The following is a 17,414-nucleotide window of genomic DNA, read 5'->3' on the forward strand; positions in this document are numbered from 1 at the left end:
GACAACGGAGAAAACGGCGCAGAAGCGACCGCTCCGTGCCCGGCCTTCCTCTCCGCTCCGGCCGCCGGGGAGGCGGCCCGGGCGCGCTACGCCCTCTCGGAGCCGACGACGAGTCCCGCGTACGTCTCGACGAGGCGGGTGCGCGAGTCGTCCAGGTAGTCGGCCAGCAGCCGCTCGGCCCTGGTCCGCTCGCCGGCGCGCAGGGCCTCCAGGATCTCCCGGTTGCGCACGAGGTAGGGCTGATGGAGGCCACGGGGGTCGTCCACGACGTGGAAGGCGAGGCGGAGCTCGGCGAGGACGCTGCGCATGAGCTCGTCGGTGCGGGCACTGCCCGCGAGGGCGACGAGTTCGCGGTGGAAGTGGATGTTGGCGGTCGACACGCCCTTCCAGTCACGTTCACGGGCGCAGCGTTCGCCGCCGGTGACCGCCGCGTCGAGCGCGGCCAGGTCGTAGGGGGGCTCGCCCAGGCCCTGGACGACGGCGCACTCGACGAGTTGCCGGGTCCGGTAGATGTCCTCCACGTCCTGGACGGCGAGCATGCGCACGAAGACGCCGCGATTGAGCTCGTGGACGAGCAGCCGTTCATGGGTGAGCAGCCGGAACGCCTCGCGGAGGGTGTTGCGCGAGACGCCGAGCGCCTTGCCGATGCTGTCCTCCGACAGCCGCTCGCCGGGCGGGAAATAGCCCTCGGCGATACGGGTGCGCAGGATGTCCGCCACCCGCTCGGCCGTGCTCGTGCGCCCCAACAGCGCGCGGTCGTCCGCCAGTCCCCCGGCCCCGGGCTCCGTCGTCCCCACAACGCCCTCTCTCCCTCGCCGGGCGGCTCACACCGGCGCACGGGGTCCATCGTAGAAGCTCGAACGACTCAACGCGCCCCTTGTCGGATCGTTCAACGATCCTCTACGTTGGCGTCATCGTTCGACCCGCACCGGCACTCCTCCCGACGACCACCCGGTCCCTGCAGCCCCTCCGCACACCCCCGTACACCCCCTCACATCCCGCACATCCCTCACATCCCGCACGGACGTCGCGCACCGACGGCACAGAGTCAGCCCCAGCCACCGCACTCCCTCCCCTCAGCGAGGTGCAGATGAGTACGACCCAGGCCCAGCCGAAACAGGGCGAACTGCCGGAGCACACCGGCGCGTTCGCATGGCTCCGCTCCCTCGGCCCGCAGGGCCGGCGCGCCTTCGGCGGCGCGTTCGGGGGTTACGCGCTCGACTCCTACGACTACTTCACGCTGCCGCTGAGCATGGTGGCGATCTCGGCGTACTTCAGTCTCGACAACGGACAGACCGGACTTCTCACTACTGTCACGCTGGTCGTCTCGGCGATAGGCGGCGCGCTCGCCGGGATTCTCGCCGACCGCATCGGCCGGGTGAAGGCACTGATGATCACGGTGATCACCTATGCCGTTTTCACCGTCCTGTGCGGTTTCGCACCGAACTACGAGACGCTGCTGGTCTTCCGCGCCCTGCAGGGCCTCGGCTTCGGCGGCGAGTGGGCCGTCGGCGCGATCCTGGTCGCCGAGTACGCGACGGCGAAGCACCGCGGGCGCACACTCGGCGCGGTGCAGAGCGCGTGGGCGGCCGGCTGGGCACTGGCGGTCGTCGTCTACACACTGGTCTTCCAGTTCCTCGACCGGGACACCGCCTGGCGCGTGATGTTCTGGACAGGCGCCCTGCCCGCCCTGCTCGTCGTGTACGTGCGGCGCCACGTCAGTGACGCGCCCGAGGCGGCGGAGCAGCGCCGCACGAGCACCCGGCGCGGCTCCTTCTCCGCCATCTTCACGAAGGACCTGCTGCGCACCACCCTGTTCGCCACCCTGCTGTCCACCGGGGTCCAGGGCGGCTACTACACGCTCGCCACCTGGGTGCCGACGTACCTCAAGACCGAGCGCGGCCTCACCGTCGTGGGTACCGGCGGCTACCTCGCCTTCCTGATATCCGGCGCCTTCGTCGGCTACCTCACCGGCGGCTACCTGACCGACCGCATCGGCCGCAAGAACAACATCACGTTGTTCGCGGCCCTCTCGGCGGCCGGGATCGTGGCCTACACGAACATCCCGTCCGGAGCCAACGGTCTGCTGCTCGTGCTGGGTTTCCCGCTCGGCTTCTGCATGTCCGCGATCTTCAGCGGCTTCGGCTCGTTCCTGAGCGAGCTGTACCCGACCGCCGTGCGCGGGACCGGCCAGGGCTTCACGTACAACAGCGGCCGGGCGGTGGGCGCCTTCCTGCCCACCCTCGTCGGATTCCTGTCCGACAGCTGGGGCGTCGGCGGCGCGCTGGTCCTCGGCGCCGCGGGCTACGGCCTCGCGGCGCTGGCCCTGGTGGGCCTGCCGGAGACACGCGGAAAGGAGCTGGTGTGAGCGCGACGGCGGTGGACCCGGTGCTGGACGTCGCGGCGGGCGCGCCGCAGGCGATCGCCGAGGCCCGCGGGTGGACGGCGGCAGAGGCCCGGATGCGGTTCCGTTCCGGCCTCTGCGTGCCGACCGCGGGCATCGCGGCCGGCCACACCCAGGTCAACATGGTGTCCGTCCCGGCCGACTGGGCGTACGACATGCTGCTGTTCTGTCAGCGCAACCCCCGGCCCTGTCCGGTGCTGGACGTGACGGACGCCGGGTCCTGGACGACGCCGCTCGCCTCCGGCGCCGACCTGCGGACCGATCTGCCGCGTTACCGGGTCTGGGAGAACGGCGAGCTCGTCGACGAGCCCACCGAGGTGACCGACCACTGGCGGGACGACCTGGTGACGTTCCTCCTCGGCTGCAGCTTCACCTTCGAGTGGTCCCTGACGGCGGCGGGCGTCCCGCTGCGCCATGTCGAGCAGGGCCGCAATGTCCCGATGTACGTGACGGACCGGATGTGCCGCCCCGCGGGACGGCTGCACGGGCCGATGGTGGTGTCGATGCGGCCCGTCCCGGCCGGGCACCTGGCCGCCGCGATCACGCGCAGTGCCATGATGCCCGCGGTGCACGGCGCTCCGGTGCACATCGGCGACCCGGCCGGGCTGGGGATCCGGGATCTCGAGAAGCCCGACTTCGGCGAAGCGGTGAGGCCGGAGCCGGGAGACGTTCCCGTCTTCTGGGCGTGCGGGGTGACCCCGCAGGCCGCCCTGACGGCCTCGCGCCCGCCGTTCGCCCTCACCCACGCGCCGGGCCGGATGTTCGTCACGGACACCCGTGACGAACAGTACCGAGTGGCCTGACCGGACAGGAGGATCACATGACCTGGGTGTCCATCGACCTCAACGCGGACCTCGGCGAGGGCTTCGGCCGCTGGCGGCTGACCGACGACGAGCAGTTGCTCTCCGTCGTCACCAGCGCCAACGTCGCCTGCGGCTTCCACGCGGGCGACGCACCCACCATGCGCCGGGTCTGCGAGCTGGCCGCGGCGCGCGGCGTGCGGATCGGCGCCCAGGTCTCGTACCGCGATCTCGCCGGGTTCGGACGGCGTTCCATGGACGTGCCGCCCGACGAGCTGGCCGCCGAGATCGCGTACCAGATAGGCGCGTTGGAAGTCTTCGCGCGCGCGGCCGGGTCGCGCGTTGCGTATGTCAAGCCGCACGGGGCCCTGTACAACCGCGTGGTGCACGACGAGGAGCAGGCCGCGGCCGTCGTCGAGGGCGTGCTGCTGTCGGGCGCAGCGCTGCCGGTCCTCGGGCTGCCGGGCTCCCAGCTGCACACCATGGCGGAGAAGGCGCAACTGCCCGCCGTTCCGGAGGCGTTCGCCGATCGCGCCTACACGCCCGAGGGCACCCTGGTGCCGCGCGGGCAGGACGGAGCGGTGATCAGCGACACGGCGGCTGTCGTGGAGCGATCCGTGAGCATGGCCCGTTTCGGCGTGGTCACCGCGCGGTGCGGGAGCCCGGTGGGGGTCCGTGCGCGCTCTTTGTGCCTGCACGGGGACACACCGGGTGCCGTGGCGCTCGCTCGCGAGGTGCGGCAGCAGCTGGAGAGGGCTGGAGTCCGTGTGGAGGCGTTCGCATGACCGGCGGCACCCCTGTGCGAGATCTGCGGGCCCTGCCCGTCGGCGACCGTGCGCTCCTGGTCGAGCTGCCCGGCGGCGGGGAGGCGGAGGCTCTCCACGCGGAGCTGCTTCGCCGGCGTGCGGCGGGCACGCTGCCGCCGGTGCGGGAGATCGTCCCCGCCGCCCGGACGGTGCTGCTGGACGGCGTGGACGACCCGCCGGCCCTCGCCCGCGACCTCGCCGGATGGGCGATACCGGACCTCGATCCGCGCGCGGAGCGCTCGGTCGAGATCCCGGTGCGCTACGACGGCCCGGACCTGCCGGACGTCGCCGCTGTCTGGAGCGTCTGCGTGGAGGAGGCCGTCCGCATCCACGCGTCCACCGAATTCCGGGTCGCGTTCTGCGGATTCGCGCCGGGGTTCGGCTATCTGACGGGCCTGCCCCAGCGGTACACGGTCCCCCGCCGGGCCACACCCCGCACCGCGGTCCCTGCCGGTTCCCTCGCCCTCGCCGGCGCCTACTCGGGCGTGTACCCCCGCTCGTCGCCGGGAGGCTGGCAGCTGATCGGCTCCACCGACGTCGTGCTGTGGGACCCCGCGCGCGAGCCCGCGGCGCTGCTCTCCCCGGGGACCCGTGTGCGTTTCGTACCGGAGGGCCGATGACCGACCGGGCGCTGGCGGTCGTCCGGGCAGGGGCGCTGACCACGGTGCAGGACGGCGGCCGGCCGGGGCACGCCCATCTCGGGGTGCCGCGTTCGGGCGCGCTGGACGGCCCGGCCGCACGGCTGGTGAACCGTCTGGTGGGCAACGACGACGGTGCGGCCGTCCTGGAGACGACGCTCAACGGATGCGTGGTAAGGCCGCGGTGCGCCGTCGTGGCCGCCGTGGGCGGCGCGCCGTGCGCGGTGACCGTCGACGGCCGGCCGGTGGCCTGGGGCGCGGCGGTCCGGGTGCCGGCCGGAGCGGTGCTGGGGACCGGCCCCGCCGTGCGGGGTGTGCGCAGCTACGTCGCGTTCTCGGGCGGCATAGCCGTCGATCCGGTGCTCGGCAGCCGCTCGACCGATCTGCTCTCCGGCCTGGGCCCCGCGCCGCTCACGGACGGTGCCGTCCTGCCTCTGGGCGAGCCCTGCGGTCCGCAGGCCCGGGTCGACGGCGCGCTGCCCTGGCCCGCTCCCCCGGAGGAGCTGGTGCTGCGCACCCGGCTCGGGCCCCGCGACAACTGGTTCACCCGACGGGCCCTCGGGACGCTGACCGGACCCGGGTACCGGGTGTCGTCGGCGAGCAACCGCATCGGGCTGCGCACGGACGGGCCGCCCCTGGAGCGTGCGGTCGCCGGTGAGCTGCCCAGCGAGGGCATGGTGCTGGGCGCGGTGCAGGTGCCTTCGGACGGGCGGCCCGTGGTGTTCCTCGCCGACCATCCCACGACCGGCGGCTATCCGGTGGTGGGCGTCGTCGACGGCCGGGACCTCGCGGCGGCGGCACAGGCCGTCCCGGGCACGCCGGTGCGCTTCACCCTGGTGAGGTGACCGGCGTTCCCGAGGCACACCGGCCTGCCCGGCACCGGTCACGGGCCGGGTGGGCCGTAGCCGCCGCCTCCGGGTGTCTTCAGGACCAGTACGTCGCCGGGCCCGACGTCGACGGAGTCGACGCCGCCGAGCCGCTCCACCTTTCCGTCGGCGCGTACGACCTCGTTCTCGCCGAGTGCGCCGGGTGCGCCGCCGGCCATGCCGTACGGCGCGATCCGCCGGTGACCGGTCAGCAGTGCCACGGTCATCGGCTCCAGGAACCGGATGCGCCGTACGGCGCCGCAGCCGCCGTGCCAGCGTCCCCGGCCGCCGCTGCCCGCGCGTACGGCGAAGGAGTCCACGCGCACCGGATAGCGCCACTCCAGCACCTCGGGATCGGTCAGCCGGGAGTTGGTCATATGGGTCTGCACGGCGTCCGCGCCGTCGAAGCCGTCGCCCGCGCCCGAGCCGCTGGCCACCGTCTCGTAGTACTGCACACGGTCGTTGCCGAACGTCACGTTGTTCATCGTGCCCGAGCCCTCCGCCTGCACGCCGAGCGCCGCGTACAGCGCGCCGGTGACGGCCTGCGAGGTCTCCACGTTGCCCGCGACCGTCGCCGCCGGGTACGAGGGCGCGAGCATCGAGCCCTCCGGCACTCGGACCTCGATCGGCTCCAGGCACCCGCTGTTGAGGGGGATGTCCTCGCCGACCAGGGTCCTGAAGACGTAGAGGACGGCGGCCATGACCACCGACGTGGGGGCGTTGAAGTTGCCGGGCTGCTGCGCCGACGTGCCGGCGAAGTCGATGACGGCGCTGCGCCGTTCGTGGTCGACGCGGACCGAGACCTGGATGACCGCGCCGCCGTCGGTCTCGTAGCGGTACGAGCCGTCCCGCAGACCGGCGACGATGCGGCGTACGGACTCCTCCGCGTTGTCCCTGACGTGCCGCATATAGGCCTGGACGACGTCCGTGCCGAACTGCTCGGTCATACGCCGCAGTTCGGCGATCCCCTTCTCGTTGGCGGCGATCTGGGCCCTCAGGTCGGCCAGGTTGGTGTCCGGGGCGCGGGACGGGTGACGCGCTCCGGTCAGAAGCTCCCGGGTCTCGGCCTCGCGCAGCCGTCCGTCCCGTACGAGCAGCCAGTTGTCGAACAGCACCCCTTCCTCGTCGATGGTCCGGCTGAACGCGGGCATGGACCCGGGAGTGATGCCGCCGATCTCCGCGTGGTGGCCGCGTGAGGCCACGAGGAAACGCAGAGCGTCCCCCTCGAAGACGGGCGTCACGACGGTCACGTCGGGCAGGTGGGTGCCGCCGTGGTACGGGTCGTTGATCGCGTACACGTCGCCGGGCCGCATCGCGCCCGCGTTGCGGCGCAGCACTTCCTTGATCGACTCGCCCATGGAGCCGAGGTGGACGGGGATGTGCGGGGCGTTGGCGATGAGATTGCCGTCCGCGTCGAAGAGCGCGCAGGAGAAGTCGAGCCGTTCCTTGATGTTGACCGAGTGGGCGGTGTTCTCCAGGCGCACGCCCATCTGCTCGGCGATCGCCATGAAGAGGTTGTTGAACACCTCCAGGAGCACGGGATCCACGTCCGTGCCGACCGCGACGCGTCCGGGCCTCGGACGCACGCGGGTCAGCAGCAGGTGTCCGGTGTCGCCCGCCGCCGCCTGCCAGCCCGGGTCGACGACGGTGGTGGCGTCGGCCTCGGCGACGATCGCGGGACCGAGCACCGCCTGCCCCGGCCGCAGGTCGCCGCGCCGGTGCAGCGGGACGGTCACGCGCTCCCCCTCGACGAACACGCCCACACGCGCCCTCGGTTCGGAGGACCCCTCTGACCCGTCGGTCTCCTCCACGACCGTCTCTCCGTGGTCACCCGCGGCGCCCACGGCCTCGACGGAGACGGCCTCCACGACGAGCGGCTTGTCCATCGTGAAGGCGTAGCGGGTGCGGTGGAGGGACTCGAACGCGGCCTTCATGGTCCCGGCGGAGCCGAGGGCGACGGGCAGGCTCGCGTCGGTTCCGGCGTAGCGCAGCAGCACACGCGCGCGGGTGGTGACCGCGTCGTCGGGGACGGCGTCGGCCCGCAGTTCGGCGCGCGTCCGGTCGGCGAGTTCGTCGCACAGGGCGCTCACGCGTCCCGCGGTCTCCTCGTCCAGGGGTGCCTCCACGGACTGCTCGCGCATGGCGGTGGCGTCGGCGAGCCCGATCCCGTAGGCCGACAGCACACCGGCGAGCGGCGGGACGATGACGGTGTCGACGCCGAGGGCGTCGGCGACGGCGCAGGCGTGCTGGCCGCCCGCCCCGCCGAAGGAGGTCAGTGCGTACCGGGTGACGTCGTGCCCCCGCTGGACGGAGATCTTCTTGACGGCGTTCGCCATGTTGAGGACGGCGATCTCGAGGAAGCCGGCGGCGACCTGTTCGGGGCTGCGCGGTGTGCCGCTCGCGCGGGCGACCTCATCGGCGAGCGCGGCGAAGCGTTCGCGCACGACGCCGGCGTCCAGGGGCTGGTCGCCGTCCGGTCCGAAGACGGCCGGGAAGTGCTCGGGCTGGATGCGGCCGAGCATCACGTTGGCGTCGGTGACGGTCAGCGGGCCGCCGCGCCGGTAGCAGGCGGGGCCGGGCACGGCGCCCGCCGAGTCGGGGCCGACGCGGTATCGGCGCCCGTCGAAGTGGAGTACGGACCCGCCTCCCGCGGCCACGGTGTGGATGCTCATCATCGGCGCCCGCATCCGGACGCCGGCCACCTGGGTGCCCAGCTCCCGCTCGAACTCGCCCGCGTAGTGCGACACATCGGTGGACGTGCCGCCCATGTCGAAGCCGATGACCCGTCCGTACCCGGCCTGCTCCGACGTACGGGCCATCCCGACGACGCCGCCCGCCGGGCCCGACAGCACCGCGTCCTTGCCCCGGAAGTGCGTGGCCTCGCGCAGGCCGCCGTTGGACTGCATGAACATGAGGCGGATACCGGCGAGTTCGGAGGCGACCTCCTCCACGTAGCGCCGCAGGATCGGGGAGAGGTACGCGTCCACGACGGTGGTGTCCCCGCGGGGCACCAGCTTGATGAGCGGGCTGACCTCGTGCGAGCAGCTGACCTGGGTGAAGCCGAGGTCGCGGGCGGCGCGGGCGATGCGCCGCTCGTGGTCGGGGTGGCGGTAGCCGTGCATCAGCACGACGGCGGCGGCGGACATGCCGTCGGCGCGGGCGGCGGCCAACTGCTCGGTGACGGCGTCGATCTCGAGGGGGGTGATCACGGCTCCACTGGCGTCGACGCGCTCGGGGACCTCGACGACCCGTTCGTACACGGCCTCGGGGAGGACGATGCGGCGGTCGAAGAGCCGGGGCCGGTTCTGGTACGCGATGCGCAGGGCGTCGCGGAATCCCTCGGTGATCAGGAGCACGGTCGGTTCGCCGCGGCGCTCCAGCAGAGCGTTGGTGGCGACGGTGGTGCCCATCCTGACCGCGGCGACGCGGTCGGCCGGGACGGGCTCGCCGTCGGGTGTGCCGAGCAGCAGGCGGATCCCCGCGACGGCGGCGTCACGGTAGCGCTCGGGGTTGTGCGAGAGCAGTTTGCGGGTCACGAGCCGCCCGTCGGGGCGTTTGCCCACGATGTCGGTGAAGGTGCCGCCACGGTCGATCCAGAACTCCCAGCGCCCGCTCATTCCCCCATTCTTGCCCCGGCCGGGCGGAACGGCGGGTCCGGCGACACGGCGGCGAGAGCGGCGGACAGGGCGTGCTCGGCGGACCGGTCGAGCCGGGCGCTGGTGCCGCGTGCCCAGTGCTGCATCTCGTCGACGGCGAGCCGCAGGAGCTGCGGGATCAGGTCGGTGCACCGGCGCGCCACCCATCCGGTGCCCGCGGTGGCGAGCCACAGCAGCGCCTCGGCGCGGGTGGGCCGCGGCCGGTCGGGTTCCGTGGAGGGGGGCGGGCCGTGGACGAGTCCGCGGGCGGAGAGCAGGTCGTGGAAGGTCCGGGCGAGCATGCGGTGTCCCCGTTCGCCGGGATGGAGCCGGTCGGCGCTCCACATGGACCGGTCGGCGACCCAGGCGGGGTCGGCGGCGTGCAGATGGACTGCGCCGTAGCGGTCGGAGAGGGCGTGGACCACGGCGTTGACGGCCCGCTGCCGCCGGGCCAGAGGACGGGCCAGGGGTGCGGGCAGGGCGAACATCGCGCCGGGGTCGGGCAGGCAGGCCGTGAGCAGGACGGTGCCGCGCGCGGAGAGCGCACCGCACACCTGGTCGAGATGGCCCGTGAGCCGGCCGATGTCGAAGGTGCGCCGGAGGGTGTCGTTGACTCCCACGACGACGGACGCGATGTCCGGCCCGAACTCGAGGGCTTGCGGCGCCTGGTGTGCGGCGACGTCCCGGCTGAGGGCGCCGCTGACGGCGAGGTTCCTGAAGACGGCGGGCCGCTCGTCGCTCCCGAGGCTGTCGGCGAGCAGCGCGGCCCATCCCCGCCACCCGCCGCCGACGGGGTCGCCGACGCCCTGGGTGAGCGAGTCGCCGAGCGCGACGAACCGCAGGGGCGGGACGGTGCCCGTCCCCGTTGTTTCCTCTGCGCGCGGTGGTGCGGCGGTCCCGTCCGGGGGCACCGCCCCGGCACGGCCGCCGTGCGGCAGGGGTACGGCGTGCCACCCGCCCGGGGAGCCGTCCCCGTCCGCGCCGATCCGGAGTCCGGCCACGCTCTCCCGACCGCTTTCCGCGTACTCACCGGGATCCGCGCCGGGCAAGGACAGCGTCCCGACAGCCGCCTGACCGCGACCACGCGGCGACGCGCCCGCCTCGAGGGAGTCAGGCCCCCGCATCCGGCCGCCCCCGGTCGCATGCCCTTGGCCACCGCGCTCCGTGCTCCCCGAGAGGCTCCCCGGAAGCTCCGGTCCCGCCTCACCCGGCTCGCCTCCCACCGGCGGTCCGCCCTTGCCGCACAGTCGCGGTCCCGTGAGGGCGGGCACCCCACCGCGGGGCGGCGGGGCGGTCTCGCCCGAGCCGTCCGGCCCCACGAGGGCCGCTCCGGTGCGTGCGGGTGCCGGGCGGCCGGCTCGGGCCCCGCCCACGGGTGGCCGGGGTGCCTGCTGCCCCGGAATGCGGTCGGGCACGCGGCCCGCCGCACGGTCCGCAGGCGGGCCGGAGAGCCCGGGCTCGGTGTGGGCCGCCGTGGTCGCCGGGGCGGCCTTGCGCCGTGTGCCGTCGAGGTCCGCGGTCGTCATGCCTGGACTCCCGGTTCCTTCGCTCCGTTCCGTGCCGGCAGTGCGTCGTGCGCGGCCAGGAACGCCGTCACCGAGTCGTCCCAGTCGAAGAGTTCGGCCCGCGCCCGGGCGGCCTCGCGGCGGGTGCTCTCGGGCCGGGCGAGGATCTCCAGGACCGCGTCCGCGAAGTCCGCCGCCGTGTCCGCCGCGGCGACGCCGGCGTCGCCGATCACCTCCGGCAGCGCGGAGGACGCGCTCGCCACGACAGGCGTGCCGCAGGCCAGGGCCTCCAGCGCGGACAGCCCGAACGTCTCCGCGGGACCGGGCGCCAGGCACACGTCCGCGGCCGCCTGCAGGTCGGCGACGGCCTCCCGGTCGGCGACGTGGCCGAGGAACCGGGCCGGCAGCCGCTCGGCCTCCGCCCTGCGCACCAGCGAGGCCCTGAGGGGACCGTCCCCCGCGACGACGAGGGACGCCGGCACTCCTCGCTCCCGGAGTTCCGCCAGCGCGTCCAGGGCGGTGCCGGGTCGTTTCTCCACCGAGAGCCGCGAGCAGAGCAGCAGCAGGACGCGCGCGCCGTCGGTGTACCGGGCGCGCAGCACCGTGCTGCGCCGCCCAGGCCGGCACCGCCGGAGGTCCACGCCGAGCGGCGCCCGTACGACGTTGCAGGCGCCGATGCGGATGAACTCGCGTTCCGCCCACTCCGTCGTGCAGACGATCTTCGAATAGGCCCAGGCGCTGCGCCGGTTGAGCCGGTCCGCCGTCCGCGCGGCGAGCCAGTCCGGCAGGCCCCAGGTGCGCAGCACACCGTCGGCGGTCTCGTGCGAGACCATCACCGACGGTATGCGGTGGCGGCGTGCCCACTCGCCGGTCCAGCGCAGCGTCGTGCGGTCGGAGACCTCGAGGCGGTCGGGTGCGAGGTCCTCCAGGAGGCTGCGCAGCCGTCGGCGCCCGGCGAGCACGCGGTACCCGCCGGTGCCGACGAGCTCGGGGCCCGGCAGGGTGATGACGCGGCCCTGCGGGGTGTGCCGGTCGCTCGCCAGGTCGCCGGGGACGACGAGAACGGGCTCGTGCCCGGCGGCGAGGTAGCCGCGGCCGAGCTGGTCGAGGGCGGTGCGCAGCCCGCCGGACGACGGCGTGACGAAGTTCGCGAGCCGTACGATGCGCAGTCCGCTCATGCCGCCACCGCCGTGCGCGCGCCGAGGACGTCGGCGTAGTGGTCCAGCAGCATGTCGCCGATCGCGGCCCAGGTGCGGCCCTCGACGGCGGCGCGCCCGGCGCGTGCGAAACCGGCCCGCAGGGCGGGGTCGTCGGCCAGCGTCCGTACGGCGTCGCGCACCGCGTCGGTGCTGTGGGGCGCCACGAGCAGGCCGGTCCGCCCGTGGTCGACGAGGTCGAGCGGACCGCCGGCGGCGGGCGCGACGACGGGGACGCCGCTCGCCATGGCCTCCTGCACGGTCTGGCAGAAGGTCTCGTAGGGGCCGGTGTGCGCGAACACGTCGAGGGAGGCGAAGATCCGCGCGAGGTCGTCCCCGGTGCGACGACCGAGGAGGACGGCGCCGGGCAGCGCGCCGCGCAGCGAGGTCTCGCTCGGTCCGTCGCCGACGACGACCACCCGTACTCCGGGCAGGCCGCAGGCGCCGGCCAGGAGTTCGACGTGCTTCTCGGGGGCGAGGCGGCCGACGTAGCCGACGATCAGCTCGCCGCCGGGCGCCAGTTCGCGCCGCAGGTTCTCGTCGCGCAGCTCGGGACGGAAGCGGGCCGTGTCGACCCCGCGCGGCCAGAGCGCCACGCGTTCGACGCCGTGCTCCTCCAGGTCGCGCCGGGCCGCGGTGGACGGTGCGAGCGTGCGGTCGGCGGCTCCGTGGACCGCTTTGATGCGCCGCCAGGCCGTTCCCTCGCCCGCTCCGACGTAGGTACGGGCGTAACCGGCCAGGTCCGTCTGGTAGACGGCGACGGCCGGCAGGCCGAGCCGGGCCGCCGCGGCCATCCCGCGTACGCCGAGCACGAAGGGGCTCGCGAGGTGGACGATGTCGGCGCGGTGTGCGGTGATCGCCGCCGCCACCCTGCGGCTGGGGAGCGCGACCCGTACCTGCGGATAGCCGGGCAGGGGCAGGGAGGGCACCCGGACGACGGGGCACGGCGCGTGGGGGTCGGCGCTGTCGGCCCCGGCCGCGGCCGGGGCGATGACGAGCGGTTCGTGACCGCGCGCGGCGAGGTGCCGTGCGGTCTGCAGGGCGCAGTGCGCCACACCATTGACGTCGGGCGGGAAGGATTCGGTGACGATGACGACACGCATACCCGTGTTGTCGTCGGGCCCGGGGTGGCTGCGCCAACGTGGATCTTTCCGGCCGGGGAACGTCCCATGAGCGTTTTGTTGCCACGCCCGGCCCGACGGCTCCGAGTCGTCACACAGCGGGCATGTCGGGCCCGATCCTGCTGCGTACGGCGGTCTGCACCTCCGCCTCCTCGGCGGGATCGGCGGCGAGCCTGCGCAGTCGTTCGGCGACGCGTACGTCACCGGTCTCGGCGTGGAGCGCGGCGACCTCTCTGGTGGTCTCCTCGCAGTCCCACAGGCATTCGACGGCGAATCCGGTGGCGAAGGAGGGGTCGGTGGCGGCGAGCGCCCGGGCGGCACGGCCGCGGAGACGGGAGGAAGTCGTCTCGCGGTAGACGTGGCGCAGTACGGGTGCGGCGCAGGCGATGCCGAGCCGGCCGGCGCCGTCGACGAGCGTCCACAGCAAGGGCGCGTCGGGTCCGTCCGCGCGGACGGTCTCGCGGAGGGCGCCGAGCACGAGGGGCGCGTCCTTCGCGGCTCCCCGGCAGGCGAGGACTCCGGCGGCGGACGCGCCGAGGGCGTCGGGCCGGTGGACCCAGCCCCGGGCCCGGTCCACGGCCTGGTCGCCGCACATCCGCTCGAACGCGGAGATCGCCGCTTCGGCGACGGCGGACGATCCGTTCGCGACGGCCGCCTCGATCAGGTCGAGGACGACGGGGTCCCGGGACTCGGCGAGGTAGTGCAGGGCGGCGCAGCGGGCTCCGTCGGATCCGCCGTGCGCCGCGCGCACGATCTCGGGCCGGTCCTCGGGTCCCGCGACGGCGGACAGGCAGCGGGCGGCGGGCACGTGCAGCGCGCTGCCGCGTGCCAGGCCCTGGTCGGCCCATTCCAGGACGGCCTGGACGCTCCAGCCGGGGCGGGGGCCCGAGGGACGCATCTGGCGCTGCCAGCGGTCGAAGGAGCCCGCTTCCTGCGCGGCACGCACCCGGCCCCCGATGAATTCGCGCCGGTCCTCCGCCCACAGCCGCCACGGCCGCGGCTCGAAGGCGTCGCGGACGGCGACGGCCAGGTCGGCGTCGCCCTCGGGGGTGGCGGGGAAGCGGGCGAGGATCGGGGCCGCGAGGGAGCGCAGGCCCGCGTCGTCGTCGCGCAGGGCGAGCTCGTCGAGGGCCCAGGCCCAGTTGGCGCCCTGCGCGGCGTACCGGCGCAGCAGGGCGAGGGCATCGCCGCGGCCGTAGGAGGCAAGGTGCCCGAGCACGGAGAGTGCGAGGCCGGTCCTGGTCTCGTCGGCGTCCAGGTGGTCGTCGGCGTCGCACAGGTGCCGCTCGATCGCCTCGAGGCTGCCGTGGAGGTCGAGGTACAGGCGGGCGTAGTAGAGGGAGCGGTTCTCGACCTGCCAGTCGTGGCGGGGGTCGTTCAGGACGCAGTGGTCGAGTGCCGCGAGCGCCTCCGCGCGCGGCGCGGCGAGCGCGTGCAGTGTGCCGTCGCCGCGGCCCCTCTGCAGCAGGCCGAGCAGGGTGCCGCTCGGCGCTATGACTGGATCGAACATGGGAAATGCCTCACATCAAGCTGTCGACGCGACCGGTGACTGGAATGCCTAGGCCGCGCAGCAGCATGTCGGGCCGCCCGTCGTCATACGCGTCTTCTGCTTGGTGGTGAGCATGTTCCTCTGCCTCTCTTCGGTGCCCCAGGGGAATTCCCGGATGATGAGGTCCGGGACAGGGCTGACGTCATGATGACCCACGCATTTCACCACCGCGACCACATTTACGGCTCCCCCACGGCCTGGCGGCCGCTGTGGGCGCTCACCCCCGCCAGTGGTCCCGTCATGGCTGGTCGCAGCGCGTGCGGCGCCGACCGGAACGTGCGCGACGGCCGCTCAGCGGCCGTCGAACAGCTCCACAAGATCCGTCTTCCCGAACATCCGCGCGGTATCCACGGCGGAGGGGGTTCCGGCCTGCGGATCGGCGCCGCCGGAGAGCAGTACGCGGATGACGGCGTCCTCGCCCTTGAAGACCGCGCCGGCGAGAGGCGTCTGGCCGCGGTCGTTGGCCCGGTCCGGTTCCGCGCCCCGGGCGAGGAGTGCCTCGACCGTGGCGGCGTGGCCGTGGTAGGCGGCGAGCATCACGAGGGTGTCGCCCTTGTCGTTGGTCAGGTTGGCCGGGACGCCGGCGTCGAGGTACGCGGCGAGCGTCTCGGTCTCCCCCCGGCGCGCCAGGTCGAAGACCTTGGTCGCGAGTTCGATCACCTCGGAGTCCGGGACTTCGCTCATCGGACGGACCGCCTTTCACCGCGTTGACCTGGGCCGCACGGCAGGAGCAGCCGTACGAGTGAACCGACAGGGTACTGCCAGGCGCCTGGGACGAGGCGCTGACGAGGGGGAACGGATCCCCTGGTGGGCAGGCCGCGGGAGACACCGGGCCGCTGCGCCCTGCCGCGTGCGCGCCGATCAACGAACGTGCGTGCTCCAGTGCAGTGAAACCCGCCCGATTTCACCCATTTGCAGCTTTTATCGTATAGATACCTTCTGTAAGCATGGAAGAACTCATGGTGAATGTCCCCTCACCCAGGAGAACCTCATGATCCTGTCCATCTCAGGCGTCGTGCTGCTCGGCATCATCGTCTTCCTCTTCTTCAGGAAAGACGGGCTCAAGGCGTCTCACGCATTCGTCTCCGCGCTCTTCGGCTTCTTCCTCGCGGGCACCGCGATCGCGCCGAGCATCACGGCGGGCACCACGAGCCTCGCCGGGCTGCTGGGCGGGATCAAGTTCTGACGCCCCGAACGACCGACGAGCACCTTCAGGAGACAGATGTGGCCCGGCGACCACTCCCCCGCATTCTGACCAGCGGCAGCGCACAGATCGCCCGAAGCCGTGAGATCGCGCGCACGGCCGCCGACGGCGCCACCGATGTCCTCCATCCGCTGATCACGGTCACGCGGGGTCTGCGGAAGCTGGCCGCCATGGCCCGCAGCAAGTGGACCTCCACTCCCAAGGAACGGCGTGGTCCCACCCTGTTCTTCGTGGCGGTCTGCGTCCTGGCCGTCGCGGTCGTCCCGTACGGGCTGCTGATCGCCCTCATCACGGTGATGGCCGCGGCCGCCTGGGCGGGCCGGGTCCGGGCACCGGTCAGGACCGGCCCCGCCGAAGCCGAAGTCGCCCGGCTCAAGGCCCTGTACGAGGCCCTCGTTCCTTACTTCTCGGCCCCCGAGGACCCCGCTCCGCTCTTCACCCACGGCGGGGAGTGGAGCAAGGTCTTCAGCAACTACGCGTTCGACGAGGGCGGGCGGCTCACCCGGCTGCGCGTGACGTACCCGGCGTACTTCACCGACTCCGAGGCCGACTCCCGGGCCCGGATCGAGCACCTGCTCCACACCAAGTCCGGTCGCGGCCGCGAGTACCGCTTCAGCTGGGACGAGGAGGGCAATCAGCTCGACATGAGCGTGCTGCCCGCCCTGTCCACCTCCATCGCCGCCCAGCGTTTCGTCACCGGCCCCGGCGAGACCGTGCTCGGCTTCACCGACGCCGACTCCGTCCAGCGCACGCTGCCGGTGACCTGCGGCGAGACCACGCAGCAGGAGCCGCCGGTCGTCTGGCGCACCGGGCCGCGCTCCACCGAACCCCACCTCCTGGTGGTCGGCGAGCCCGGCAGCGGCACCACCACGCTGCTGCGCTCCATCGCCCTGCAGGCCCTCCAGCACGGCGACGTCCTGATCGTCGAGGGCGGCGGCACGGGCGAGTACGCCTGCCTCACCGGCCGCCCGGGCGTCCTCGCCGTCGAGTGCGATCTCGCCGGAGCGGTGGCCGGCCTCGAATGGGCCGCGCAGGAGACCGAGCGGCGCCTGATCGTCGCCAACCGCGCACGGCAGGCGGGCAAGCCCGCGCCCGACGACACGAAGCGGCCGCTGTGGATCCTGCTCGACCGTCCGAGCGTGCTCGGCCATCTCGCCGCCGCCGACGGTCACATGGACCCGCAGGAGCTGCTGCAGGCGCCCCTGCGGCACGGCCGGGCGGTGCACGTCACGGTCGTGGTGGCCGAGCAGTTCGACAGCACGGACGCCCTGACCGAGAACGTGCGGACGCACACGCGCGCCCGTGTCGCACTCGGTTCGGCGGACTTCGAGCGGGTCGGGACGGTGCTGGGCACGGTTCCCCACACGACACCGGCCACGGACGTCCCGCCCGGGCGCGGCTACGCGCGGCTGGGCACGGGTCCGGTGCTCAGGCTCCAGGTGCCGGCGACGCCCGACCCGTTCGACGACGCGACGAGCGAGGCGCACCGGCAGGCGGTGCTCGATCTGCTGCCGCCGCGTCCGGACGAGCCGACGCAGGCGCCGGACGCCGAGGCCGGTGCGGGGCCTGCGTCCTTCCCCGCACCGGCGGCCGCCACGGTCCCCGCCGAAGGCTGACGCCACCACCCCGGCCGGGCCCGCGCATCGACGCGGTCCCGGCCGCGGTGCGTCCGGGCGTCGCGCCCCGGACC

Annotated in this window: 14 protein-coding genes; 7 read left to right on the forward strand and 7 right to left on the reverse strand. The window is 73.7% G+C overall.

The window, feature by feature from the left end; translation table 11 throughout:
• Window positions 1–86: 86 nt before the first annotated feature.
• Entirely contained in the window at window positions 87–797 is a 711-nt protein-coding gene (locus AB0K02_RS05415; RefSeq protein WP_365991041.1) for a GntR family transcriptional regulator, read from the reverse strand.
• A 293-nt stretch (window positions 798–1,090) separates the two neighbouring features.
• Here AB0K02_RS05415 and AB0K02_RS05420 point away from each other — a divergent pair, with 293 nt between their 5' ends.
• From AB0K02_RS05420 to AB0K02_RS05440, 5 genes are all read left to right on the forward strand, one after another.
• A complete protein-coding gene (locus AB0K02_RS05420) occupies window positions 1,091–2,368 on the forward strand; it encodes an MFS transporter (protein ID WP_365991042.1) in 1,278 nt (425 codons plus the stop codon).
• 92 nt (window positions 2,369–2,460) lie between these two features.
• A complete protein-coding gene (locus AB0K02_RS05425) occupies window positions 2,461–3,207 on the forward strand; it encodes a putative hydro-lyase (protein WP_365991255.1) in 747 nt (248 codons plus the stop codon).
• A 17-nt stretch (window positions 3,208–3,224) separates the two neighbouring features.
• Entirely contained in the window at window positions 3,225–3,989 is a 765-nt protein-coding gene (locus AB0K02_RS05430; protein ID WP_365991043.1) for a 5-oxoprolinase subunit PxpA, read from the forward strand.
• Window positions 3,986–4,630: an allophanate hydrolase subunit 1 gene (locus AB0K02_RS05435; RefSeq protein WP_365991044.1), complete on the forward strand. Its 645-nt coding sequence runs from the start codon at window positions 3,986–3,988 to the stop codon at window positions 4,628–4,630. Before AB0K02_RS05430 ends, AB0K02_RS05435 begins: the two co-directional genes overlap by 4 nt.
• Window positions 4,627–5,493, forward strand: a complete 867-nt coding sequence (locus AB0K02_RS05440; RefSeq protein ID WP_365991045.1) for a biotin-dependent carboxyltransferase family protein — start codon at window positions 4,627–4,629, stop codon at window positions 5,491–5,493. Before AB0K02_RS05435 ends, AB0K02_RS05440 begins: the two co-directional genes overlap by 4 nt.
• Before the next feature lie 38 nt (window positions 5,494–5,531).
• Here AB0K02_RS05440 and AB0K02_RS05445 read toward each other — a convergent pair whose 3' ends face one another.
• From AB0K02_RS05445 to AB0K02_RS05470, 6 genes are all read right to left on the reverse strand, one after another.
• A complete protein-coding gene (locus tag AB0K02_RS05445; RefSeq protein ID WP_365991046.1) occupies window positions 5,532–9,131 on the reverse strand; it encodes a hydantoinase B/oxoprolinase family protein in 3,600 nt (1,199 codons plus the stop codon).
• Window positions 9,128–9,991: an SGNH/GDSL hydrolase family protein gene (locus tag AB0K02_RS05450; protein WP_365991256.1), complete on the reverse strand. Its 864-nt coding sequence runs from the start codon at window positions 9,989–9,991 to the stop codon at window positions 9,128–9,130. The genes AB0K02_RS05445 and AB0K02_RS05450 overlap by 4 nt, the downstream gene beginning before the upstream one ends.
• Before the next feature lie 680 nt (window positions 9,992–10,671).
• On the reverse strand, window positions 10,672–11,832 hold the full coding sequence (locus tag AB0K02_RS05455; RefSeq protein ID WP_365991047.1) for a glycosyltransferase: 1,161 nt from the start codon (window positions 11,830–11,832) through the stop codon (window positions 10,672–10,674).
• The gene (locus AB0K02_RS05460) at window positions 11,829–12,953 is read right to left on the reverse strand and encodes a glycosyltransferase family 1 protein (protein WP_365991048.1); all 1,125 of its coding nucleotides are present in this window, start codon (window positions 12,951–12,953) and stop codon (window positions 11,829–11,831) included. The genes AB0K02_RS05455 and AB0K02_RS05460 overlap by 4 nt, the downstream gene beginning before the upstream one ends.
• A 109-nt stretch (window positions 12,954–13,062) precedes the next feature.
• Entirely contained in the window at window positions 13,063–14,481 is a 1,419-nt protein-coding gene (locus AB0K02_RS05465; RefSeq protein ID WP_365991049.1) for a HEAT repeat domain-containing protein, read from the reverse strand.
• Between the two features lie 330 nt (window positions 14,482–14,811).
• On the reverse strand, window positions 14,812–15,204 hold the full coding sequence (locus AB0K02_RS05470) for an ankyrin repeat domain-containing protein (RefSeq protein WP_365991050.1): 393 nt from the start codon (window positions 15,202–15,204) through the stop codon (window positions 14,812–14,814).
• A gap of 307 nt (window positions 15,205–15,511) precedes the next feature.
• Here AB0K02_RS05470 and AB0K02_RS05475 point away from each other — a divergent pair, with 307 nt between their 5' ends.
• Window positions 15,512–15,706, forward strand: a complete 195-nt coding sequence (locus tag AB0K02_RS05475; protein ID WP_018850156.1) for a hypothetical protein — start codon at window positions 15,512–15,514, stop codon at window positions 15,704–15,706.
• Window positions 15,707–15,744: 38 nt separating this feature from the next.
• Window positions 15,745–17,340 carry a hypothetical protein gene (locus AB0K02_RS05480; RefSeq protein WP_365991051.1) on the forward strand — a complete coding sequence of 532 codons (1,596 nt, stop codon included), beginning with the start codon at window positions 15,745–15,747 and terminating at the stop codon, window positions 17,338–17,340.
• Window positions 17,341–17,414: the final 74 nt, after the last annotated feature.

This window comes from Streptomyces sp. NPDC049597 (assembly GCF_040675505.1).
Taxonomy (GTDB): domain Bacteria; phylum Actinomycetota; class Actinomycetes; order Streptomycetales; family Streptomycetaceae; genus Streptomyces.